This is a genomic window from Nonlabens sp. Asnod3-H03, assembly GCF_045063665.1.
Lineage (GTDB): Bacteria > Bacteroidota > Bacteroidia > Flavobacteriales > Flavobacteriaceae > Nonlabens > Nonlabens ulvanivorans.
Window position 1 is genome coordinate 1691969 of the sequence record NZ_JBEFOD010000008.1, and the last position, 22376, is coordinate 1714344.

General features: G+C 34.7%; 21 protein-coding genes. 16 read left to right on the forward strand and 5 right to left on the reverse strand.

The window, feature by feature from the left end:
- Positions 1-5: 5 nt before the first annotated feature.
- A complete protein-coding gene (locus ACJJVI_RS10840; protein WP_036579276.1) occupies positions 6-272 on the reverse strand; it encodes a DUF4834 family protein in 267 nt (88 codons plus the stop codon).
- 86 nt (positions 273-358) lie between these two features.
- Here ACJJVI_RS10840 and ACJJVI_RS10845 point away from each other — a divergent pair, with 86 nt between their 5' ends.
- The 4 genes from ACJJVI_RS10845 to ACJJVI_RS10860 are packed head-to-tail and all read left to right on the forward strand — an operon-like array spanning position 359 to position 3264.
- Positions 359-1327: a transporter gene (locus tag ACJJVI_RS10845; protein ID WP_405351910.1), complete on the forward strand. Its 969-nt coding sequence runs from the start codon at positions 359-361 to the stop codon at positions 1325-1327.
- 9 nt (positions 1328-1336) lie between these two features.
- Positions 1337-2458 carry a GNAT family N-acetyltransferase gene (locus ACJJVI_RS10850; protein ID WP_036579282.1) on the forward strand — a complete coding sequence of 374 codons (1122 nt, stop codon included), beginning with the start codon at positions 1337-1339 and terminating at the stop codon, positions 2456-2458.
- A 51-nt stretch (positions 2459-2509) separates the two neighbouring features.
- Positions 2510-2893 (forward strand): alkyl hydroperoxide reductase, encoded by a 384-nt coding sequence (locus tag ACJJVI_RS10855; RefSeq protein WP_348021131.1) that lies wholly within the window; start codon positions 2510-2512, stop codon positions 2891-2893.
- A complete protein-coding gene (locus ACJJVI_RS10860) occupies positions 2890-3264 on the forward strand; it encodes a hypothetical protein (RefSeq protein WP_235183306.1) in 375 nt (124 codons plus the stop codon). Before ACJJVI_RS10855 ends, ACJJVI_RS10860 begins: the two co-directional genes overlap by 4 nt.
- A 17-nt stretch (positions 3265-3281) precedes the next feature.
- Here the strand turns inward: ACJJVI_RS10860 and ACJJVI_RS10865 are convergent, their stop codons facing one another.
- Positions 3282-4109, reverse strand: coding sequence for a DUF4294 domain-containing protein (locus ACJJVI_RS10865; protein WP_348021130.1), 828 nt, complete (start codon positions 4107-4109; stop codon positions 3282-3284).
- 99 nt (positions 4110-4208) lie between these two features.
- Between ACJJVI_RS10865 and ACJJVI_RS10870 the strand changes: the two genes are divergently transcribed.
- From ACJJVI_RS10870 to ACJJVI_RS10895, 6 genes are all read left to right on the forward strand, one after another.
- Positions 4209-5318 carry a M42 family metallopeptidase gene (locus ACJJVI_RS10870; protein ID WP_036579290.1) on the forward strand — a complete coding sequence of 370 codons (1110 nt, stop codon included), beginning with the start codon at positions 4209-4211 and terminating at the stop codon, positions 5316-5318.
- Positions 5319-5483: 165 nt separating this feature from the next.
- Entirely contained in the window at positions 5484-6668 is a 1185-nt protein-coding gene (locus tag ACJJVI_RS10875) for a YHYH protein (RefSeq protein WP_405351914.1), read from the forward strand.
- Between the two features lie 39 nt (positions 6669-6707).
- Entirely contained in the window at positions 6708-7091 is a 384-nt protein-coding gene (locus tag ACJJVI_RS10880) for a VOC family protein (RefSeq protein WP_042272601.1), read from the forward strand.
- A 108-nt stretch (positions 7092-7199) separates the two neighbouring features.
- The gene (locus tag ACJJVI_RS10885) at positions 7200-7574 is read left to right on the forward strand and encodes a hypothetical protein (RefSeq protein ID WP_042272598.1); all 375 of its coding nucleotides are present in this window, start codon (positions 7200-7202) and stop codon (positions 7572-7574) included.
- Positions 7575-7898: 324 nt separating this feature from the next.
- Positions 7899-8204 (forward strand): hypothetical protein, encoded by a 306-nt coding sequence (locus ACJJVI_RS10890; RefSeq protein WP_405351916.1) that lies wholly within the window; start codon positions 7899-7901, stop codon positions 8202-8204.
- Between the two features lie 175 nt (positions 8205-8379).
- Positions 8380-8904, forward strand: coding sequence for a DUF421 domain-containing protein (locus ACJJVI_RS10895; RefSeq protein ID WP_042272672.1), 525 nt, complete (start codon positions 8380-8382; stop codon positions 8902-8904).
- 25 nt (positions 8905-8929) lie between these two features.
- Here the strand turns inward: ACJJVI_RS10895 and ACJJVI_RS10900 are convergent, their stop codons facing one another.
- Genes ACJJVI_RS10900 through ytxJ form a run of 3 tightly spaced genes read right to left on the reverse strand, consistent with a single transcriptional unit; the run spans position 8930 to position 11554 of the window.
- Positions 8930-10267: an MFS transporter gene (locus ACJJVI_RS10900; RefSeq protein ID WP_405351917.1), complete on the reverse strand. Its 1338-nt coding sequence runs from the start codon at positions 10265-10267 to the stop codon at positions 8930-8932.
- Between the two features lie 50 nt (positions 10268-10317).
- Positions 10318-11142 carry a M48 family metallopeptidase gene (locus tag ACJJVI_RS10905; protein ID WP_036579308.1) on the reverse strand — a complete coding sequence of 275 codons (825 nt, stop codon included), beginning with the start codon at positions 11140-11142 and terminating at the stop codon, positions 10318-10320.
- 1 nt (position 11143) lies between these two features.
- Complete coding sequence (ytxJ, locus tag ACJJVI_RS10910; protein ID WP_042272677.1) at positions 11144-11554, reverse strand: bacillithiol system redox-active protein YtxJ; 411 nt, start codon at positions 11552-11554, stop codon at positions 11144-11146.
- A 211-nt stretch (positions 11555-11765) separates the two neighbouring features.
- Here ytxJ and clpB point away from each other — a divergent pair, with 211 nt between their 5' ends.
- The 6 genes from clpB (at position 11766) to ACJJVI_RS10940 (ending at position 22368) form a co-directional block, all read left to right on the forward strand.
- Positions 11766-14372, forward strand: coding sequence for an ATP-dependent chaperone ClpB (gene clpB / locus ACJJVI_RS10915; RefSeq protein ID WP_405351919.1), 2607 nt, complete (start codon positions 11766-11768; stop codon positions 14370-14372).
- Between the two features lie 292 nt (positions 14373-14664).
- The gene (locus ACJJVI_RS10920) at positions 14665-15663 is read left to right on the forward strand and encodes a hypothetical protein (protein WP_405351921.1); all 999 of its coding nucleotides are present in this window, start codon (positions 14665-14667) and stop codon (positions 15661-15663) included.
- On the forward strand, positions 15636-15716 hold the full coding sequence (locus ACJJVI_RS10925; protein ID WP_238566942.1) for a hypothetical protein: 81 nt from the start codon (positions 15636-15638) through the stop codon (positions 15714-15716). The genes ACJJVI_RS10920 and ACJJVI_RS10925 overlap by 28 nt, the downstream gene beginning before the upstream one ends.
- Before the next feature lie 118 nt (positions 15717-15834).
- A complete protein-coding gene (locus tag ACJJVI_RS10930; protein ID WP_405351923.1) occupies positions 15835-18798 on the forward strand; it encodes a T9SS type B sorting domain-containing protein in 2964 nt (987 codons plus the stop codon).
- 56 nt (positions 18799-18854) lie between these two features.
- Entirely contained in the window at positions 18855-20855 is a 2001-nt protein-coding gene (gene uvrB, locus ACJJVI_RS10935; RefSeq protein WP_405351925.1) for an excinuclease ABC subunit UvrB, read from the forward strand.
- Positions 20856-21033: 178 nt separating this feature from the next.
- Positions 21034-22368, forward strand: coding sequence for a hypothetical protein (locus tag ACJJVI_RS10940; RefSeq protein ID WP_405351927.1), 1335 nt, complete (start codon positions 21034-21036; stop codon positions 22366-22368).
- Positions 22369-22376: the final 8 nt, after the last annotated feature.

A 22376-nucleotide genomic window follows, 5' to 3' on the forward strand; every position in this document is an offset into this window, starting at 1 on the left:
GAAAATTAATCAATTTCCTCAAAGTCCACATACTCACCTACGGTTTTCTTTTCCTTAGGATTATTAACTTTTTTCTGATTTGTATTAGAGCCTTGTTGTTGATTAAATAAGTCATCTGTAGACATGCCACTGCGTTTTTCAAAGCTGCGAGACATGCGCTGCATTGCCTTTTTACCTAACCACTTTATAATACTAGCGCCATAATATTTAAGTATTAATCGCACAGATACATAGATCACTAAAACAATAAGTATGACTTGAAGAAGTTTCAATAGAAGTAATTTTAAGTAAAATTAAAAAGTCATTTTATTATTACTCTTTAATATATCTTAAATTTGAACTTTTAAGGAATCATTTTATGACTGCTTTTACGCAAAAACTATTATTTGTATCCCTATGCCTATTAAGTGTGATGGCAACGGCGCAATACACAGAAACTATTAATACTAACAATCCTGGTTTATCTCAAGGCGCATTTGCAGTAGGTAAAGGAGTTGCTCAAATTGAGGGAAATCTATTCTATCGAACAGAACAACATGATTTGCAACGATATGAAAGAGATTATACCGGATTAAGTATGCAACTACGTTATGGTGTATTTATGGAACGACTAGAATTTTCTTTTATAGGTAGCTTTGCTTCTGTAAATCAAATGGATAACAGAGGTTTTGGTAATGTCGAGAGCAGCTTTTCTAATTTTTCTAGAAGTACAATAGGAGCAAAATATTTAGTATTTGATCCTTTAAAATTCTTTGGAGAGAAAAAAGTAAATATCATGAGTTGGAAAGCAAACAATAGATTGAACTGGAGAGATTTTGTACCAGCGATATCTGTCTATGCTGGTGCAAATATTGATTTATCAGATAATAATTTATTAACGCCGCCTAATGATCCAACATTCTCACCGCGCTTTGAATTAATAACTCAAAACAATTGGGGACAATGGGTATTTGTGACTAATTTTATTGTAGATCGCATTACCACAGACTATCCTTCTTATGAATGGATACTAACGATGACACATAGTATTAACGGACGATGGGCTGTTTTTGGAGAATATCAAGGATTTAAATCAGACTTTTATAGTGATGATTTAGGCCGTGGTGGATTAGCTTATTTAATCACTAAAGACTGGCAAGTTGATGCTAGTGCTACTTTTAATTTTAAAGACACACCTTCAGTATTTCAAGCAAATGTAGGAATGTCTTATCGTTTTGATTTTCATAAAGATGATGAAACAATAAGCCAGAAAAAGAATTTGAAAGGTACTGGTGACGATAGCGGTAGAAAAGCCAAAAAAGAAAAAAAGAAAAAAATCGATTTCTAGGAATCTATTATGATTGAAATCAAGAGAATTACAGCAAAAGCTGATATCAAAAAATTTGTCAAATTCCAGCAAGAGCTGTATCAAGACAATACTTATTATGTACCGCCTATCGTCAATGACGAAATGTCCAACTTTGATCCTGAAAAGAATCAAGTATTTAAAAATGCAGACTGCTGGCTTTTTCTAGCATATGAAGGTAAAAAGATCGTAGGACGTATTGCCGCTATTATTAACTATGTAGAAATCAATGAACAGAAAAAATCTAAGATGCGTTTTGGATGGCTGGACATGATTGATGATATAGAAGTTACAAAAGCCCTACTCGATAAAGTACACCAAATAGGAAAAGAAAAAGAGCTCGAATTTGTAGAAGGTCCGGTAGGATTTTCTAACATGGATAAAGCTGGCTTGCTAATAAAAGGATTTGAAGAATTAAGCACCATGATCACTTGGTACAATGCTCCTTACTACAAAGAGCATTTAGAGCAGTTAGGTTATGAAAAAGCAGCAGAATGGGTAGAGTTTAAATTTAAACCGCCAAATCCTATACCAGAAAAAATCAACAAGTTTGCTGACATCATAGGTAGACGTTATAAGTTGAAAACCCTTAAATTTAAATCTACTAAAGAGATTCTGCCTTATGTAGATGACATGTTTGATTTACTAAACAAGACTTATAGTCAACTGGTTACTTTTGTTCCTATACAACAATATCAGATTGATCTTTATAAAGAAAAATACCTACCATTTATTAATCCTGATTTCCTAGAGTTAGTGGTAGATGAGAAAGGAAAACTAATCGGGTTTGCAATCACAATGCCTTCTTTTTCTAAAGCCTTACAAAAAGCAAATGGCAAACTATTTCCTTTAGGCTTTTTACATTTATTGAAAGCCAAAAAGAAAAATGACAGAGCCGCTTTTTATTTGATAGGTATCGATCCAGAGTACCAAGGTAAAGGCGTTACTGCTATGATGTTTAGAAATGTTACACAAAATTTCATAGACTACGGTATCACCTTATGTGAGACCAATCCAGAACTAGAGGATAATCTTGCAGTACAAGCATCTTGGAAAAATTATGACCCTATACTGCACAAACGCAGGCGTACTTATAGAAAAGATATTTCATAATTCTAATTGTGTAATGATTCGTCTTACTATCGGACTTACACAAAAAAGATTATGAAACTTACCTTACAATTAGCGGCAATCTATAACCTTATTTGGGGTGCATGGGTAGTCCTTATGCCCAATCATTTTTTTGAACTTGTAGGTATGGAGCCTTTAAACCATCCCATGGTGTGGCAAGGTATGGGAATGGTTATAGGTGTTTATGGATTGGGATATTGGTGGGCTAGTTATAATCCGATGCGCCACTGGCCTATAGTTGCTGTAGGTTTTTTAGGAAAAATATTTGGCCCATTAGGTTTTATCTTTAATTATTTGCAAGATGTAGTACCATTTGAATTTAGTTATACTCTAATAACTAATGATTTTATCTGGTGGATACCATTCTTCTTAATTTTGAAAAAAGTCCATACGGACTATAAATGGAGACTAACATGATCCATAAACTACTACTCTATTCTTTTATCTTTTTATATGGCATCGCTGGTATTTTACATTTTGTTCAACCAGATTTATATCTAGAAGTCATACCTGAATGGCTGGGTAATAAAGTAATCATTAATTACCTCGCTGGTGCTATGGAACTGCTGGTTGCCATACTTGCTTACTCTAAAAATACTCGTGTAGTTGCCGTTTACATTACAATTGCCATGTTACTAGCCTTTACTATATCACATGTATATTTTATACAACAAGGTAGTTGTGCAGGTACTTTTTGCATTGCACCATGGATTGCATGGGTGAGATTGTTAATTATCCACCCATTACTTATATGGTGGGCATGGTTTATTAGAAAGATATCCTATTAATCCCGACACAGATTTAGTTATTGTTTACTAGCACGACGTCTTTTGCGCTCTAGTTTTTTGCGTTTCTTCTCGTTTTCTTTAGCCTTTTTTTCAAGATACTCTTTACGTATTCTGGCACGCTCTGCCAATTGTATAGAATCATAGTCTTTGGGTAGATTATCTTCATATTCATTCCATGCAGTACGACCTTTAAAATAATCATAATCTATTGCAGGTGCTTGTTCTTCAAGGGTTTCTTTTTTGAACTCATTGAGCAAGACATCTTCGATATAAAAATCTTCGATATTAGTTTCTGGGCTATACTCTGCTTTTAAATCAATATCAAAGAGACTTGCCGCATTTTTGAACCAAAAAGCACTCCAGCCACTACGCAATTGTTTTAAAAGTTCAAAAGTGGTCATACCAGTTTGACGATGCAATAGCTTAATTAATATCTGACCTTCTGTTGTGGTTAATTTTTTAAGCTCGGCTGTAAACTCTTCTTCTACATAGCGTTGGACTATTTTTGTGTACTTCTTTTTATCGCTTTCATACTCTAGCGATGCAAGCCTACGATCTAGCTCGGTTAATCGTTCTGCCGCTAGTTTTGCATAAGGCCACACTTTTTTAACCTTGCGCTTGATGATTTGGTAGCGTATATTTTCATACCGGCTATCAAATTTTAGAGATTGTAATAACATTACTCGATCCAGTTCTATCGCACTCAAAGAATCACCATCTATAAAAAAGTACTGTGGTGTTTGAATCGTATCTGATTCTATAGGCAATGTGGTAGGTGTTGTTTGCGCTTTCGCGAAAGCGGAACCCAACAATACTAGTCCTATAATAATTATCTTATTGATCATAAAATGTTAATTGCCAAAAGCATTCCAAAAATAAGAAAGCTGTCTATTAATAGCGATTTATGAAGGTGTTTATTATCTTCACAAACTAAATTTTATCACATGGCTCAAGAAAGCATTTTAAATAAAAAATCTCTAGATTTTCTAGAAAAATACCTAAACACGGCATCACCGACTGGTTATGAATGGAATGGTCAGAAAGTATGGATGGACTACCTGAAACCGTATGTAGATGAGTTTATTACAGATAATTATGGTACAGCAGTAGGTGTGATAAATCCGGATGCTAAGTTTAAAGTTGTTATTGAAGGACACGCAGACGAGATATCGTGGTACGTCAACTATATTACAGACGATGGACTTATATATGTTGTGCGCAATGGTGGATCAGATCACCAGATTGCACCGTCTAAAAAAGTAAATATTCATACTAAGAATGGAATCGTGACGGGCGTTTTTGGCTGGCCAGCAATTCATACACGATCACGTGCAAAAGAGCAACCGCCTAAACCTGATAATATTTTTATAGATACTGGTTGTGAGACTAAAGAAGAAGTTCTTGCTCTAGGTGTGGATGTAGGTTGTGTAATCACCTATCCAGATGAGTTTTTTGTATTGAACAAAAATAAATTTGTATGTCGTGCATTAGATAACCGCATGGGTGGTTTTATGATTGCAGAGGTAGCTCGTCTATTGAAAGAAAATAAACAAGAATTAGACTTTGGCCTTTATGTAACCAATTCTGTTCAAGAGGAAATAGGATTACGAGGTGCAGAAATGATCACGCAGACTATAAAGCCTAATGTAGCTATCGTTACTGACGTAACCCATGACACGACTACACCAATGATCGATAAAAAATCAAATGGTGAGGCTGCTATAGGAAAAGGTCCTGTACTAGCCTATGCGCCAGCAATACAAAATAACTTGCGCAACCTGATAATGGATGCAGCAGATGCTCATGAAATTCCATACCAGCGACGTGCGACATCACGTTCTACTGGTACTGACACTGATGCGTTTGCATATTCTAATGGTGGTGTCCCTAGTGCGCTTATCTCACTACCTCTACGTTATATGCATACTACTGTTGAAATGGTACATAGAGATGATGTTGAAAATGTGATTAAAATGATCTATCAGTCTTTATTAAAGATTGAAAACAATCATGATTTTAATTACTTCAACAATAATAATGAAGGTTTATTCTAGTAGTAGCCCACTACTCTAGCATAAAATTTATTTTAAACAATTTAAAACCCTACTGGCATGTGCTGGTAGGGTTTTGTTTTTTTTAATCATCGCCACTTAACAATAGTTTTAGTAATTTTAAACTAATTCAATATAGCTAAGTCTCAAATAAATAATATCACACTTATGAAGTCTTATATCTACTTATTTTTCTTATTATTTATTTTACTTTCTTGTAAATCAAATCAAGAACAAGGCAGTTCTAACTTATCTAAAGACAACAAACCATCTGCAGCGCAATTGATAACAGAAATGGACCGTAACAACGATGGTCGATTATCTAAGGAAGAGGCTCAAGGACCAATATCTAGTGATTTTAAAAATATAGATACAGATCAAGATGGCTTTTTAACCTTAAAAGAATTAAATACTACAGGGACAAATCCAGGAAATAGGCCTCCTAAACCATCTAACAACGATAAGGATTTATCAAAAGAGGTTAATCATGATATCAAGGTTGTTCCTGTAAATACAGATTATTTTATTTCAGAAAATATGATTGATGGCATTCAAGAACAATTGATTAATTTAAATGGAATAGAAACCCTTTGTTATGTATTCAAGACCAACTCACAAGCTACGGAACATCAAATGGGTCCATGGTGCCCAGAATTAATCACTGATACCGATGAAAAAGCTGGAATATGGTTTGATGGTGGTAAGGTTTATGACGTTTCTGGTCATTTTATTGCTAGTTTAGATGATTTCTATAATGATGATAAATGGAAACTTTATCGCGAAGATGGAACTGTGAAATATACAGATACCAAAGAAGGTTGTTTAGCAGCTGCAAAGCCAGATGTTGAAGAAGCCTATCAAAATTATTGTGTAGAATGCTTACCAGAATATTTCAAGGATCAAATCACCACGTATGTTATACCTGTGACACCAGTTTACGTTAATACCTCTCAAAGCTTTGGAAGAGGTGCTATAGGTGTTGCTTTTAATGGCGTTAATTATGATCCGCCTGCTCCTACTGACGCCATCCTTGCAGCACATACTATAGCTCCATTAGATGATCATGGTGGACATGTAAATCCACATGGCGGTTATCATTATCATGCCGCTACAGGATCCACAAAAGAAGTTTCTCAAACAGATTTACATTCGGCTATTATTGGATATGCTATTGATGGATTTGGTATTTATTCAATGTTAGATGAACAAGGTCATCAACCTACAGATTTAGATGAATGTGGTGGACATTCAGATGAAATCAGAGGATATCACTATCACGCCGGAGAACCTGGTGGCAACCAAATAATAAAGTGTTTACATGGATTAGCGGGATACACGCAAGTTGAAGAGTAATAATAGAAATCAGTTAGCTTTAAAAGAATATTATTTTTCATGTCAAAATTCTTTATCAATCACATCGCATTATCTGTTAAGGATGTAGATAAATCTGTATCGTTTTATCAAAAAGTATTTAATTTTAAAGAGATTGAGAACACAGCTTCTAATTCTTTAACTAGATGGCTTTCCATAGGAAATGGTATGCAATTACATTTAATACCGCGACCAAATGCTTTAATTAAAACAAATAAAGCAGTTCATTTTGCCTTAACTACTTCTGAATTTGAAAATTTTGTTTTAAGGTTAAAAAAATTAAATATTGAATATTCGGACTGGCTAGGAACAGCTCTCAAAGATTATATACGAAAAGATGGAATTCAACAAGTTTACTTTCAGGATCCCGATGCCTATTGGATAGAAGTTAATAATGACATCTAAAAAATAACGTAAAATTATAATAGAACTAATTTATTTACTTTTCATTTGTTATGTGATTTAAGAGTTCAAAACTGACAAGTTTTATATAACCTAAGGATTCAAATTATAGTGAGAGCGATTCACAACATATTTATTTTTACAGCATTAGCCCTTCTTTTTCTAGGAAAAGCAAGTGCTCATGGACCTTTATTAAGTGAATCCTCCATAGTCACATCAATTAATGTAGAATCTACTGTTCAACAGAAATCAAGCATCACAAAACTGTTTGTTATTGATTCTCAAACAGAATTAGTCGTAAATACATCCACTACTGATGGTTATTCTTATTCATTAGATTACTTCACTATTACGATAAAAGGTCTTTTAAAAAGAAGTCAGTTATTAACTTCCGTGAGTATAAATCGTCTGTTATTATATGCTCACTTATCCTTTCAGAACTCTTATAAAAAAGCTTTAATATTTCCTTTTCATACATTTTGGTAATCTCATAGTTGACCTTACTTCGATTATGGCATCCATCATTATTAGTATAATGAATGGTTGCTAACTATTTATATTATCAAATTATTTCAAATTATGGAAACATCAAAGGTGATTATTTCAATCACACTTATAATTATATGCGTCTTACCTTTTTTAATCATAAATGGTAAGGCCAAAAAGAGAGCTCAATTAATTAAATCAACTCTCGAAACTAAAATTCAAAAGGACAATAAGATTTTAGGGGATTACGAAGTTCATAATAGTTTTGCTATCGGCATAGACAGCAATAACAGTCTCATTTATTTTTATATTAAAAAGAGCGAGATGGAACAATTTAAAAAGATCAAACTAACTCAAATTTCTACCTGTCAGGTTGTGAAAGTTACAAAGCGTATCACAAATGGTAAGTCGAATTATGAATTAATCGAACGAGTTAAATTAGTATTTTACAACTCAAAAAACAGTGAAGAAGAACAATTTGAACTTTATAACGATGAAGATAACTCACAACTCGATGGTGAAATAGCACTGGCTCATAGCTGGAAACAGAAATTAGATGAGATCCTACATACATCAGATACGAGGCCTACAACAATGACTACATTAGAGTCTATTAATATTTTTGTGTAATCCTACAGATTGACCAAAATCATTATTACTAAAGGGTTGACATTAAGTCAACCCTTTAGTTTCTTTTTAAAGAAAATCAATTATCAATAATGATTTAACATAATACTCACTTAATAACTCTTAAATACTTTTATTTTTATGATATAAACATCAACTATTTACATAAAATATTAATATGGACTGGATTTATCAATCGGACGACCCAATTTTAATCACAATAGCAGGAAGCTTTTTAATATTCTTTGCCATTATCATTATCACACGTCTCGTAGGTTTGAGGTCTTTTGCTAAATTTACTGCTTATGATTTTGCTTTTACCATAGCCATAGGTAGTATTATATCTGCGACGCTTACTTCAAGCACAACAGTAGTTCATGGAGTTACCGCGATTGCTACTCTTCTGTTTTTAACGTTTATATTTTCGTATTTACAAAGAGTACTTCCTAGTATTAAAAAACTAACGTCTAATAAACCATTACTATTAATGAATGGTAATCAAATTTTAAATGAAAATTTAAAACACGCTCGAATTGAAAAAGAACAGATTATTGCAAAATTAAGAGAGGCTAATGTTATGAGTTTTGATCAAGTAGAAGCTGTTGTATTAGAATCTACTGGTGATATTTCAGTTTTACACCGCACAGAAGGTGAAGATTCTCTACACCAAGATTTATTAGAAGGAGTGCGTAAAACTCCTTAACCTATTAATAACATCCTAAACCTTTCTAAACTTTATGATCTAAGATTGCTGTTTTAATCTTAGGCACTCTTAATAAAAGCACCACTCCTATTGCAAAAAATACTACTAAAAATAAAATACTACCACGCATAGAACCGCTCCATTGTGTAACTAAGGTAAAAATGGTCATACCGATTACAATTCCTATTTTCTCGGCAACATCATAAAAACTAAAGTAAGAAGCAGTATCTGGATTACCTTCTGGTATCATTTTAGAAAATGTACTTCTCGAAAGCGATTGAATGGACCCCATGACAAATCCCACTGCCGCGGCTGTTAAATAGAATTCCATTGGTGAATACACAAAATATCCATAAATGCATATAGCTACCCATATCATATTGATACCTATAAGCACTTTTATATTACCATAATAGTTAGATAATTTGCTTGCTATAAAAGCTCCAGCAATAGCAACTATTTGAATGAGTAATATAGATACAATTAATCCCATAGTTGCGCCACCTTCTTCCCATTGTACTTCCTCTGTACCAAAGTAGGTAGCGACCAGCATCACTGTTTGGACTGCCATACTGTAGACAAAAAATGCAGCTAGATAACGTTTCATTTGTATATTATCACCTAGTTGATCCCAGATTTTATGTAGTTCTTTAAAACCATTTGTAAAAATGTTTTTAACCTCACTGGTGTCTTTTTTATTTCCTAGAGGTAAATAGGCATATGTATATTGAGCAAATCCCATCCACCAGACTCCTACAAGAATAAATGACATTTGTACGGCATCAAGTCCTAATAAATAGCCACTTTCAGGATAAAGACCAAATTCATTCATTGCTAGACAAAAAACCAACAAAATTACACTACCTATATAACCTAAAGAAAAACCCTTGGCACTAGTTGCATCTTGCTGTTCTGGTAAAGCAACATCTGGTAAATAACTATTATAAAAAACCAAGCTACCCCAAAAACCTATCAAAGCAAGAAAATACATAGCAAGACTAAACCACAAATAATCAAAACTAAAAAAGGCTAAACCGATACAGCAAGACGCACCTAAATAGCAAAAGAACTGCATGAATCGCTTTTTTTGCCCAGAATAATCTGCAATACCAGATAAGATAGGAGACAATACACTGACTACTAAAAAGGCGATTGCCGTGGTGACAAATATGATATTCTCATTATTAACATCCTTAAGAAAATCAGGCACATTTCCTTCCTCATAGGCTGTTTTACTAACGGCCGAATAAAATATCGGAAATATAGCACTGGTGATTACTAGGGAATAAACAGAGTTTGCCCAATCATAAAATGCCCAAGCATGTAGTAACTTTTTGTGACCTCTCGGTAAAATATTTTTCATAAAAAAAGGGTTCTATTAAGAACCCTTTAAAAGTATATAAAAACGAGCGTTTATTTGAAACTTGTCACACCATATTTACGAGCTTCAGCTTTTGCTAGCGGTGCTAGTTCTTTCAAAAATGCGATACGACTATCGTTAGATGGGTGCGTACTCATAAATTCTGGTGGTGCTTCTCCACCACTATTAGCTTTCATACGTTCCCATAATTCAGAGCCTGCGTCTGGGTTATAACCAGCAATTGCAGCAAGGTACAATCCTATTTTATCTGCTTCAGTTTCATGAGACCTTGAGAAAGGTAGCATTCCACCTACCTGAGAACCAATACCATAAGCCTGATTTAATATTTGTTGTGTACCTTCATTAAGACCACCTAGTTGTCCACCTACAGCAACACCTACAGCACCTAGTGCTTGAACTTGACCAGCACTCATGCGTTGTGCACCATGATCAGCAAGGGCATGCGCCACCTCGTGACCCATTACTATAGCAACACCTGTTTCATCTTGACAAATAGGTAAAATACCTGTGTAAAAAACAATTTTCCCACCAGGCATACACCATGCATTTACCGTTGGGTCATCTACTAAATTATATTCCCACGCATAATCTTTTAAATACTGTTCTTCTCCTAATGCATTCAACCAGCGTTGAGAAGCTACCTTTATCTTACTTCCTACACGATTAATCATTTCAGAGTCTGCCGTACCTGTGACTACCTTATTAGTATTGAGAAATTCTCCATACTGACTAAAAGCCATAGGAAACAACTGACTATTAGACATAAAATTAAGGGTCTTTTTACCAGTAAAAACGTTTGTTTTACAAGAAAACAAGGTCACCGCGATGGTAAGGATCAGTAATTTATTAAACCTCATATTATTTCTCTTTTTTTATTAATTGTTCAACTCTTTTAATATCGATTCCGTGGTGGGAATCTGTGTGTATAATCTCCTCATTATCAATAACAATAATTTGAGGCGATTGATGCATCACATTTAACTTACTAGCTATAGTGTTACTTAATTCTCTATGATTTAATAAATCTAATAAGTAAAAACTAGCATCTTCATCTTTTAAAGAATAACCGGCTTCAAAATTCTTGAGTACCATTCTAGAAATACCACATCTAGTACTGTGTTTAAAGATTACCTTAGGAATTCTTTTTGAATTTGAGATCAAGTTATTCAATTGATCTTCAGACTCCAGCATTTGCCATGGTAATCCTTCTTGAATTTCATCTTTTGCAATATCACGTTGTGACTTAAACAACTTATCTAACAATCCCATGTTGTATATTTATTAATTATCTCGCTTTCGCGAAAGCGGAACCTAACTCATTCCACTACTAAATTACAAAGATAAGGGATGTAACAATTAAATCTCGCTAATGATTTACTAACAGACAGTTTGTCGTATTTATTTGCGTTTCATGTGACTTTTTGGCAATTTTTAGAAGAGGTATAACATTTGACTACTAAAAGGAAACAAAGAAAAAGACATGAACATGAATCAACTTACAATAAAGTCGCAAGAAGCGCTCCATGCAGCGCAACAACTTGCACAAGAGTCAGGTCATCAATTTATAGAAAACCTGCACCTTTTAAAAGGAATGATACAAATAGACGAAAATGTACTTCCTTTTATCTTTAAAAAATTAAATGTAAACTTAGCATTGGTCATACAGCTTATAGACAGTAGTCTTAGCGCTCTTCCTAAAGTAGAAGGCGGTGATATTCAATTATCTAGAGATGCTTCTAAAACCGTTAATAGCGCCATGAGTATTGCTACAAAAATGGATGATGAATATGTAAGCTTAGAACATCTATTACTCTCTTTATTTGATGGTAAATCAACAGCCGCACATATTCTAAAAGATCAAGGAATTACTAAAAGTCAACTAGAAAAGGCTATCGAAGAACTAAGACAAGGCAGTCGTGTAACCAGTGCTAGCGCAGAAGAAACATATAATAGTCTTAATAAATATGCTAAAAATTTAAACCAGCTCGCAGATCAGGGAAAACTCGATCCAGTGATAGGCAGAGATGAAGAAATCAGACGTATTTTACAAATCCTTTCCAGACGTACTAAAAATAACCCTATGTTAGTTGGAGAACCTGGTGTAGGTAAAACAGCTATTGCAGAAGGTCTTGCACATAGAATCGTTGCTGGTGATGTGCCTGAAAACCTTAAGGATAAACAAATATTTTCACTTGATATGGGAGCACTAATTGCTGGTGCAAAATATAAAGGGGAATTTGAAGAACGATTAAAAGCAGTTATTAAAGAGGTTACAGAAAGTTCTGGAGATATTGTTTTATTTATAGACGAAATACATACACTAGTAGGTGCTGGTGGTGGACAAGGTGCTATGGATGCTGCTAATATTTTAAAACCAGCGCTAGCACGAGGAGAATTACGTGCTATAGGAGCCACTACTCTAGATGAGTATCAGAAATATTTTGAAAAAGATAAAGCATTAGAAAGACGTTTTCAACGTGTATTAGTAGATGAGCCAGATACAGAGAGCGCTATATCCATTTTGCGTGGTATTAAAGATAAATACGAGACGCATCACAAAGTACGAATCATGGATGAAGCCATTATAGGTGCTGTTGAATTATCACAACGATACATTACAAATCGCTTTTTACCAGACAAAGCTATTGACTTAATGGATGAGGCTGCTGCAAAGTTGCGTATGGAAATTAACTCAAAGCCAGAAGAACTAGATGTACTGGATCGCAAGATCATGCAATTAGAAATTGAAATTGAGGCCATTAAACGTGAGAATGATGAGACTAAATTAAAGGCTTTACGCAGTGAACTAGCAAATTTCAAAGAATCTCGTAATGAGATTAATGCTCAATGGGTGAATGAGAAAGACATTGTCGATGCCATTCAAAATGCAAAAAGTGACATAGAAAACTATAAACAACAGGCAGAACGTGCAGAACGTGATGGAGACTATGGTCAAGTAGCAGAACTGCGTTATGGAAAGATAAAAGAAGCTCAAGAAGAGCTAGATAAATTACAAAAAGAAGTAGCGCATAATGATACCGGTAAATCTTTAATACAAGAAGAAGTTACTTATGATGATATTGCCGAAGTCATTGCAAAATGGACTGGTATACCTGTTACAAAAATGTTACAAAGTGAGCGTGACAAATTATTGAAATTAGAAGATGAATTACATAAGCGTGTTGTAGGTCAGCAAGAGGCAATTATCGCTGTGAGTGATGCCGTGCGACGCAGTCGTGCAGGTTTACAAGATCAAAAAAAGCCTGTTGGATCGTTTCTATTCTTAGGTACCACAGGTGTAGGTAAAACAGAACTTGCAAAAGCGTTAGCAGACTACCTCTTTAACGACGAGAATTCTATGACACGTATTGATATGAGTGAATATCAAGAACGTCACAGCGTGAGCAGGCTTGTAGGTGCACCTCCAGGATATGTAGGGTATGATGAAGGAGGACAATTAACAGAAGCTGTTAGAAGAAAGCCTTATAGTGTAGTTCTTTTAGATGAGATTGAGAAAGCTCATCCAGACACCTTCAATATTTTATTACAGGTACTAGATGAAGGAAGATTAACAGATAATAAAGGACGAGTAGCAGATTTTAAAAACACTATCATTATAATGACTTCTAACATGGGAGCAGATTTAATACAAGATCGTTTTGAAAACGCAAGTTCTGTGACCGAATCTTTATTAGAGGAAACAAAAAAAGAGGTTTTAGTAGCCTTAAAACAACGTGTTAGACCAGAATTTATCAACCGTATTGATGATATTGTAATGTTTACACCACTCACAAAAAAGGAGATTCAGCAAATAGTCGGTTTACAGTTAAAAGGTGTTACTAAAATGTTAGCCCTTCAAGGTATTACTATTGATGCTACACCAGCTGCGATTGAACTACTTGCTATACAAGGCTATGATCCACAATATGGTGCTAGACCAGTTAAAAGAGTCATACAGAAAAATGTACTCAACGAACTTTCAAAACAGATTCTTTCTGGAGAAATTTCTACAGAAAGTATCGTCCTTATCGATGCTTTTGAAAGTCAAATAGTTTTTAGGAATGAAACAGACGCTGTAGAAGTATAATTTAATAGGCACAAAATGATAAAACAGCATATTCTTTATGTAAGAATATGCTGTTTTTTTTATGTAATTCCATTTCATATCGCTTTCGCGAAAGTGAAAATAACAATTTAATATCAATACTTAATAACCAATTCGACTTACCAAGAATATTTTCAAGAAACGTTCAATAATGAACAATTTAACGTATTACAGCGTTAAACTCAGTATTTCATCCAATTATTTATAAATGGATTTAACGCATTGCGTTTTGAGAAAAGTATATGTGATTTTTGTTTGAAGTTAATTTTTTATTATGAAATTATTATTGAATTTATTGTGTGTTTTGTTTCTCCTAATGGGTGCAATTACAACCGCACAAGTTAAGATAGGAAACAACCCTAATACAATTGATCCTTTCTCTATTTTAGAGTTAGAAAGTTCTGAAACTGTATTAGTCGTTACTCGTATCACTGATGCAGAGATGGTTGCCATTTTACCACTTAATGGTGCGATTATTTACAACACCTCGCAAAACTGTTTATTTCAATACCGAAATAACAACTGGGAAAGTCTTTGTAACGGTGGTATTCTAGTAGATAACAATGATGGAACATACACTTTTACTAATGATAACGGTGGTATTGTCTCTATTGATACTAACGCCATTGCTAATCCATATAACAATGCAACATCAGGTCTAGCCGCAATGAACATTCAAGATGCTATCGATGAACTAAGTGGACTCGCATCTAATGTCTCTTTAATCGATAATGCAGACGGTACATATACATTTACAGATGCCGCTGGTAATACAGTTACTATAGCAGACACAAGTATATCTACATTAATAGATAACACCGATGGGACTTATACTTATACCGACGAATTAGGTAACCAGACAATAATCGATACATCTTTTATTGAATCACTTACATCATTAGGTTTAAATGCTTCCCAAACTGGGCTAGAATATACCGATGAGGATGGAGTAATCACTACATTAGATTTAACCACCGTTGTTCAGAACTTGGAAACGATCACGACTCTAGTGGATAACACCGATGGTACGTTTACGTATACTAATGAAGCTGGAACGCCAGTTACCATTGATACGAATGCTGCTGAGACGCTTACGACTTTAGTGCTGAATGCTGATGATACGAATTTGGATTATACCGATGAAGATGGTGTAACGACTCAATTAGATTTTACAGCTCTGGTTCAGAACTTGGAAACGATCACGACTCTAGTGGATATTGGGATGGAACATATAATGGTAACCCAATGCCATCTAGTGACTACTGGTATTTAGTAGAACTAAGCGATGGACGTAGCTTTAAAGGACACTTTGCCCTGAAGAGATAACCCAATAATCTATATATAAAAGCGAGCTTAGGCTCGCTTTTTTTATGAGTCTAATTTTTAATAACGCTTTCGCAAAAGCGATAAAAATCATAACTAACAATTCCATATTTTTATAGATGTGAAAAAGAATCTTCTCTACATCTGTTTTCTTATACTATCTATAAGTTCCTATAGCCAGAATCAAGCAAACTGGTGGTTTTTTGGGAATAACTCAGGATTAGACTTTAATACCGGCACACCTATTCCCAATAATCTAGGACAATTGAGCACCAATGAAGGTTGTGCATCCATTGCAGATGCCTGTGGTGCCCTACTCTTTTATACCGATGGTATTACTGTATGGAATCAAAATCATATAGTAATGCCTAATGGTATGAATTTATTAGGCGATCCATCGAGTTCACAATCTGCGTTAATAATTCCGCAACCAGATACACCAGATTTGTATTACATATTTACGGTAGGAGATTTTAACCCTAGAAATGGACTTAATTATAGTGTGGTGGATATGACTCTTAACGGTGGACTAGGTGATATAATTCCTTCTCAAAAAAACATTAATTTGATTGCAGATAGCACTGAAAAAGTAGCTGCAGCAGTTACAGATAATGGCGATGCTTGGATTGTTACTTATGCAGAAGATGTTATAGGTTCTGGCTTATTTGATACCTTTTACGCCTTTAAATTAACATCTAGCGGTATGGATTTAAGTGCTACCGTTACCTCTATATTTAATAATGTTCAAGCAGACGATCGTCGAGGTTATTTAAGAATCTCACCAGATGGATCAAAAATAGCAATCATGACTCAATTACCGGTAACTCCAGGAATAGTAGGACAGACTGGTCGTGGTGCTTGGTTATTTGACTTTGATAATAGTACTGGATTGGTTAGTAATTCAGTAAGACTCAATTTTCCTTTAACACATCAGGCTTACGGTACTGAATTTTCTCCTGACTCTAGAAAAATTTATGTGGATATCAATACTCAAAGCAATGGAAATGATGGAGATCGTATTTTACTACAATACAATTTGGACGCTCCTAATTTTGAAGATAGCCCTTTAACAATTTATAGCACAGATCCTACAGATTTTACAGATGATGTCGCACGCGGCGCTTTACAAATAGGCCCAGATAATAAAATATACTACTCACGTAAATCTACACAATGGTTAAGCGTTATTAATGATCCTGATCAATTAGGCGCTGCCAGTAATTTTATGTTTGATGGTGTACAAGTTGCTACAGGAACACAAGTGAATGAAGGATTGCCTCCATTCTATAATGCCTTTTTTAATCCGTCTTTCTCTTTTATAGAAGCTTGTGAAACAGACGCTAGTCAGTTTTTTGCAGATGATATTGCAAACTGTCCTGGCAGCAGCGTTATTTGGGATTTTGGAGATCCTTCTAGCGGTTTAAATAACACATCAACATTACCAGACCCAACACATATTTACAATAGTGCTGGTACTTTTAATGTGACACTGAGTATTGATACAATTAGAGGCAATTATACGACCAGTAAAGAAATCACTATAGTACCACAACCTGTAACAAATACAGTCAGTGATATTATAATTTGCGATGATATGAGCAACGATGGAATAGCAACGTTAGATTTAGTACCAATTAGATCTACTGTTTTAGGCTCTCAATCCAGTACAGATTTTCAAGTGACCATACATGAAACGCTTACAGATGCACAAAATGATTTTAATGCTTTACCAGATAGTTATGATGCTATAAGTGGTACATATTATGCCAGAATAGATAGTAGTGTCTCAAACGGTTGCTATGCTACTACAGCATTCGATATTATTATCAATCCTCTACCTATAATTAATAATATAGATGATTTGTACTTGTGCGATATAGATAATGATAATGTAGAAAATTTTGATCTTAATATCGCCGGTTTACAAGCTCTAGGAACTCAAGACCCTATAGTATTTGATATTTCATATCACAATGGTATGGGCGACGCAATGACTAATTCAAATTCGATTAGCTCATTTTATGATAACAATACAATCAACGAATCAATATGGTTAAGAATTGAAAATGTAAATAATACGAACTGCTATGCCATAGATAACTTTACCATTAACCTAATACAACAGCCAGAAATTAATCTTTTAAATGATTATGAATTGTGTGATGATGAGAGTAACGACGGAATCGAAAATTTTGATTTATCAACAATGGATGCTCAAGTGTTAGGCAATCAACCATCAACATTTGTTATTAGCTATCACAATAGTATGATGGAGGCAGAACAAAATATTAATGCGCTACCTAATAATATCGATTCTGGGACAACCATGATATGGGCACGATTAGAAAATAATCAACAGCAAGTTTGTTACACAATTGAACCATTACAAATTACTGTTTTTCCGCATCCTGTGGTTGATTTACCTGAAAATATAACTAAATGTGTAGATGATGTGGTCACTATAGCAGCAACTCCTGGATTTAACCAGTATAGTTGGGATAGTGGAGAAACAACGCGCAGTATAAATGTTCAAGCGGCAGGCAATTATACGGTAACCGTTACAGATGATAATGGATGTACAGATACAGAAACCATCACAGTCTCAAATTATGAAACTACAGTCATTACCAATATTGAGGTAAGACAATTTACTTTAAGAGACAATCGATTAGAAGTGAGTGTTACCGGTAGTGGCCCATGGGAATATAGCATCGATAACTTCTTTTATCAATCGTCACCAGTTTTCGCTAATTTATTACCAGGTTATTATGATGTTTATGTACGTTCTTTAAATGGCTGTGATCAAGTAACTGCTCCAGCAACAATAATTGCAGCACCTAACTTTTTTACACCTAATCAAGATGGATTTCATGATTACTGGCAAGTAATTGCCATAGAAACTGAACCCGATGCACAAATATTTATATTTGATAGATTTGGTAAATTATTAAAACAGCTCTCTCCTACAGGTATCGGTTGGGATGGTACATACAATGGAAACCCGATGCCTAGTACCGATTATTGGTTTAAGGTGGTGCTAAATGATGGTCAATCTTTTAGAGGACATTTTAGTTTGAAGAGGTAAGTTTTTAACTTCGCTTTCGCGAAAGCGGAATTCAAAAAATCTTATTTTTACAACACATGAAATTTAAGATACAGTCAGAATTTAAGCCCACAGGTGATCAACCTAAAGCGATTAAATCATTAGTCGAAGGAATCAATAATGGAGATCAATATCAAACACTTTTAGGTGTTACAGGTAGTGGTAAAACATTTACTGCGGCAAATGTGATTCAACAAACACAGCGTCCTACATTAATCCTTTCACATAATAAAACACTAGCCGCACAACTCTATTCTGAAATGAAAGCTTTCTTTCCAGATAATGCTGTAGAATATTTTGTGTCTTATTATGATTATTACCAGCCAGAAGCTTTTATACCTAGTAGCGGTACTTATATTGAGAAAGATCTCTCTATAAACGAGGATATTGAAAAGATGCGATTGAGCACTACATCTGCCCTGTTATCAGGTCGTCGTGATGTTATTGTAGTGGCTTCTGTATCTTGTTTATATGGTATAGGGAATCCTGTTGAGTTTCAGAAAAACGTTATTAGACTAAAGCGCGATGAAGTTATAGCTCGCACACAATTATTACATAAACTAGTTCAAAGCCTTTATTCTAGAACCACTGCAGATTTTAATCGAGGTAATTTTAGAATCAATGGTGATACGATTGACGTGTTTCCGAGTTATGTAGATTATGCTTTTAAAATTCATTTTTTTGGCGATGAAATTGAGTTAATAGAAACTTTTAATCCTGTCGATGGACGATTGATGGAACAATGGCAAGAAATCACCATATATCCTGCAAATATGTTTGTTACATCACCAGATGTATTGCAAAATGCCATACACAGCATACAAGAAGACCTGGTAAAGCAGGTTGATTATTTTAAAGAAATAGGAAAACCACTTGAGGCTAAACGACTTCAGGAACGTACAGAATTTGATTTAGAAATGATAAGAGAATTGGGTTACTGTTCTGGTATTGAAAACTATAGTCGCTATTTAGATGGACGATTACCAGGCACACGACCTTTTTGTCTTCTTGATTATTTCCCTGAAGATTTTTTAATGGTTATTGATGAGAGTCATGTTACCGTACCTCAGGTAAGTGCTATGTACGGTGGTGATCGCTCTCGGAAAGAAAATTTAGTCGATTATGGTTTCCGTTTGCCTGCAGCAATGGATAACAGACCTTTAAAATTTGAAGAATTTGAGATGCTGCAAAACCAAGTCTTATATGTGAGTGCAACACCAGCAGATTATGAGCTTGCAAAAACTGAAGGTGTATATACGGAGCAAATTATAAGACCTACAGGACTGTTAGACCCGATTATTGAAGTGAGACCTAGTCAAAATCAAATTGATGATCTAGTAGAAGAAATTCAAAAGCGTGTTGATCTTGATGAACGTGTTTTAGTAACTACACTTACTAAAAGAATGGCTGAAGAATTAACGAAATACATGTCGCGTATTTCTATAAGATGTCGATATATCCATAGTGACGTAGACACTTTAGAACGTGTTGCTATAATGCACGACTTACGTAGTGGTATTTTTGACGTACTAATCGGAGTTAATTTATTGAGAGAAGGATTAGATCTACCAGAGGTGTCATTAGTTGCCATTTTAGATGCAGATAAAGAAGGTTTTTTAAGAAATAATAGATCTTTAACGCAAACTATAGGACGTGCCGCACGTAACGTCAACGGACTAGCAATTCTTTATGCAGATAAGATTACAAACAGCATGCAACAGACCATAGACCAGACTGAATATAGAAGATCCAAACAAATTGCTTACAATAAAGCTCATGGTTTAAAACCTATGGCGATCAAGAAAAGTTTAGAAACAGCTCTTACTAAAAAGCGGGAAGCGACATATACCATCGAAAAATCTCTTAATCTAGCTGCTGCTGAAGAAGAAGCTACTTATTTAAGTAAGGATAAACTAGAGCAAAAAATAAGGGATACACGCAAACAAATGGAGAAAGCAGCAAAGGAATTAGATTTTATGGAGGCTGCGAGACTGCGAGATCAGATTAAAATGCTACAAGAAAAAGTAAAAGAAGCTTAATACTTACTTATTCATTAAAAAAACAATCTTTTTCAACGATTTTAATCGGTTTTTAACGTTTTTATTCGATATATCGATATAAATCACGATTAAGAACATAAAACCTTAGAAGCAGGACCATTGAGCCTATGTAAACCGATAGTTTTCAAGTATATTGAGATACTTTAAAACGTTCACCATGCTCAAACCAAATATATTATTATTCGCACTTTTACTTTCCTTTATAGGATTTTCACAAGTCGGTATAGGAACCGTTGCTCCAACTGCTGATTTGGAGATTATGGCTAGACCTAGTTTAGCCGCAGGAGAATTTAATGGAATTATAATTCCTAAAGTAACGGCATTACCAGCAACAGTAGCACCATCTGGTACAATATTATATCTTGAAGGTGGCGCAAATGCAGGATTCTATTTTAGTAATGGAAGCTCTTTTCAAAATGTAACTGATATATTGAGTGCTAGTGGTACGGGAGCCTTTTATGATCGAGGTACCACAACTGATGTTACTGTTGATACATCTTCTGATTCTTACAGAATCGGACGCACAGCTTTTGGGCAAGACTCATCCAATGCTGCAATTGTAAGTATAGAAAACGAAACACCTGCTGGAGGAGATAAAAGGTTATTGGATCTTGAAAACAGAAATTCAAGTACAGCAATGGGGACAAACACATCTTTAATCAACGGGAGCAATACTAGTACACCAGGCGGACAGAAAGCTGGTGCTCTTTTAAATATCAGTAGTACCGGAACAGGTAGCCATGTAGGTATCGAAAATACGGTCTTAGTTAATAACAGCAGTGTCGTAGAAAATTTTGGAATTCATAATATCGTTGATGGAAACTCTACGGCAACAGGACCTGCCTATGGAATTAAATCTGTAACAGGAAATACAAACAGTTCAGGAATAAGATATGGCGTACATAGTACAGTTATTAATGATGGCTCACAAAATTCATACTCGGGTTGGTTTCAAGGTAGAAGTTTTGCCATAAGAAATCAGGATGCTACCGACGGATATGACATGCCTACTATTTCTGGAAATGCCGGTCAAGTTTTAACCACAGACGGTTCTGGAACAGCAAGTTGGAGTGATGCAAATTCTGCTGCTCCTGTTCAATACAGTTTATGGCAAGCTGGATCTGAATATGTTATTCCTCAAGGAAACACTGGTGATTTCAATTTATCAAATTGCGAAACAGTACTTAACCCTACATTAATCAATCCATCAGCAAATCTTCAAATAAAAGTTATAATTCGTGTAACATCTGGACAAGGAAATGCCAATTTTCAACTGACTACAAATAATGTAACAGATGGAACTAATTATACTATAACTAATACAAGTTTTGTTTCAACTCCTCTTCCTTTTGGAGCTTTATTTGAAAGTAATTGGATTAATTGGAATCCAAGCACAGACCCTAGTTTAATTCAATTAACAGGATTTACATCAAGCAATACAGGAGGAGATGTTAGATTTAATAGTGCTTATATTTTAGTTAAATCTCAATAAGAGATAAC

What these genes read in the sequence shown, in the direction of transcription:
- ACJJVI_RS10845 (WP_405351910.1), top strand. Translation starts at nt 359, where the DNA reads ATGACTGCTTTTACGCAAAAACTATTATTTGTATCCCTATGCCTATTA.
- ACJJVI_RS10850 (WP_036579282.1), top strand. Translation starts at nt 1,337, where the DNA reads ATGATTGAAATCAAGAGAATTACAGCAAAAGCTGATATCAAAAAATTT.
- ACJJVI_RS10855 (WP_348021131.1), top strand. Translation starts at nt 2,510, where the DNA reads ATGAAACTTACCTTACAATTAGCGGCAATCTATAACCTTATTTGGGGT.
- ACJJVI_RS10860 (WP_235183306.1), top strand. Translation starts at nt 2,890, where the DNA reads ATGATCCATAAACTACTACTCTATTCTTTTATCTTTTTATATGGCATC.
- ACJJVI_RS10865 (WP_348021130.1), bottom strand. Translation starts at nt 4,109, where the DNA reads ATGATCAATAAGATAATTATTATAGGACTAGTATTGTTGGGTTCCGCT.
- ACJJVI_RS10870 (WP_036579290.1), top strand. Translation starts at nt 4,209, where the DNA reads ATGGCTCAAGAAAGCATTTTAAATAAAAAATCTCTAGATTTTCTAGAA.
- ACJJVI_RS10875 (WP_405351914.1), top strand. Translation starts at nt 5,484, where the DNA reads ATGAAGTCTTATATCTACTTATTTTTCTTATTATTTATTTTACTTTCT.
- ACJJVI_RS10880 (WP_042272601.1), top strand. Translation starts at nt 6,708, where the DNA reads ATGTCAAAATTCTTTATCAATCACATCGCATTATCTGTTAAGGATGTA.
- ACJJVI_RS10890 (WP_405351916.1), top strand. Translation starts at nt 7,899, where the DNA reads ATGGAACAATTTAAAAAGATCAAACTAACTCAAATTTCTACCTGTCAG.
- ACJJVI_RS10895 (WP_042272672.1), top strand. Translation starts at nt 8,380, where the DNA reads ATGGACTGGATTTATCAATCGGACGACCCAATTTTAATCACAATAGCA.
- ACJJVI_RS10900 (WP_405351917.1), bottom strand. Translation starts at nt 10,267, where the DNA reads ATGAAAAATATTTTACCGAGAGGTCACAAAAAGTTACTACATGCTTGG.
- ACJJVI_RS10905 (WP_036579308.1), bottom strand. Translation starts at nt 11,142, where the DNA reads ATGAGGTTTAATAAATTACTGATCCTTACCATCGCGGTGACCTTGTTT.
- ytxJ (WP_042272677.1), bottom strand. Translation starts at nt 11,554, where the DNA reads ATGGGATTGTTAGATAAGTTGTTTAAGTCACAACGTGATATTGCAAAA.
- clpB (WP_405351919.1), top strand. Translation starts at nt 11,766, where the DNA reads ATGAACATGAATCAACTTACAATAAAGTCGCAAGAAGCGCTCCATGCA.
- ACJJVI_RS10920 (WP_405351921.1), top strand. Translation starts at nt 14,665, where the DNA reads ATGAAATTATTATTGAATTTATTGTGTGTTTTGTTTCTCCTAATGGGT.
- ACJJVI_RS10925 (WP_238566942.1), top strand. Translation starts at nt 15,636, where the DNA reads ATGCCATCTAGTGACTACTGGTATTTAGTAGAACTAAGCGATGGACGT.
- uvrB (WP_405351925.1), top strand. Translation starts at nt 18,855, where the DNA reads ATGAAATTTAAGATACAGTCAGAATTTAAGCCCACAGGTGATCAACCT.
- ACJJVI_RS10940 (WP_405351927.1), top strand. Translation starts at nt 21,034, where the DNA reads ATGCTCAAACCAAATATATTATTATTCGCACTTTTACTTTCCTTTATA.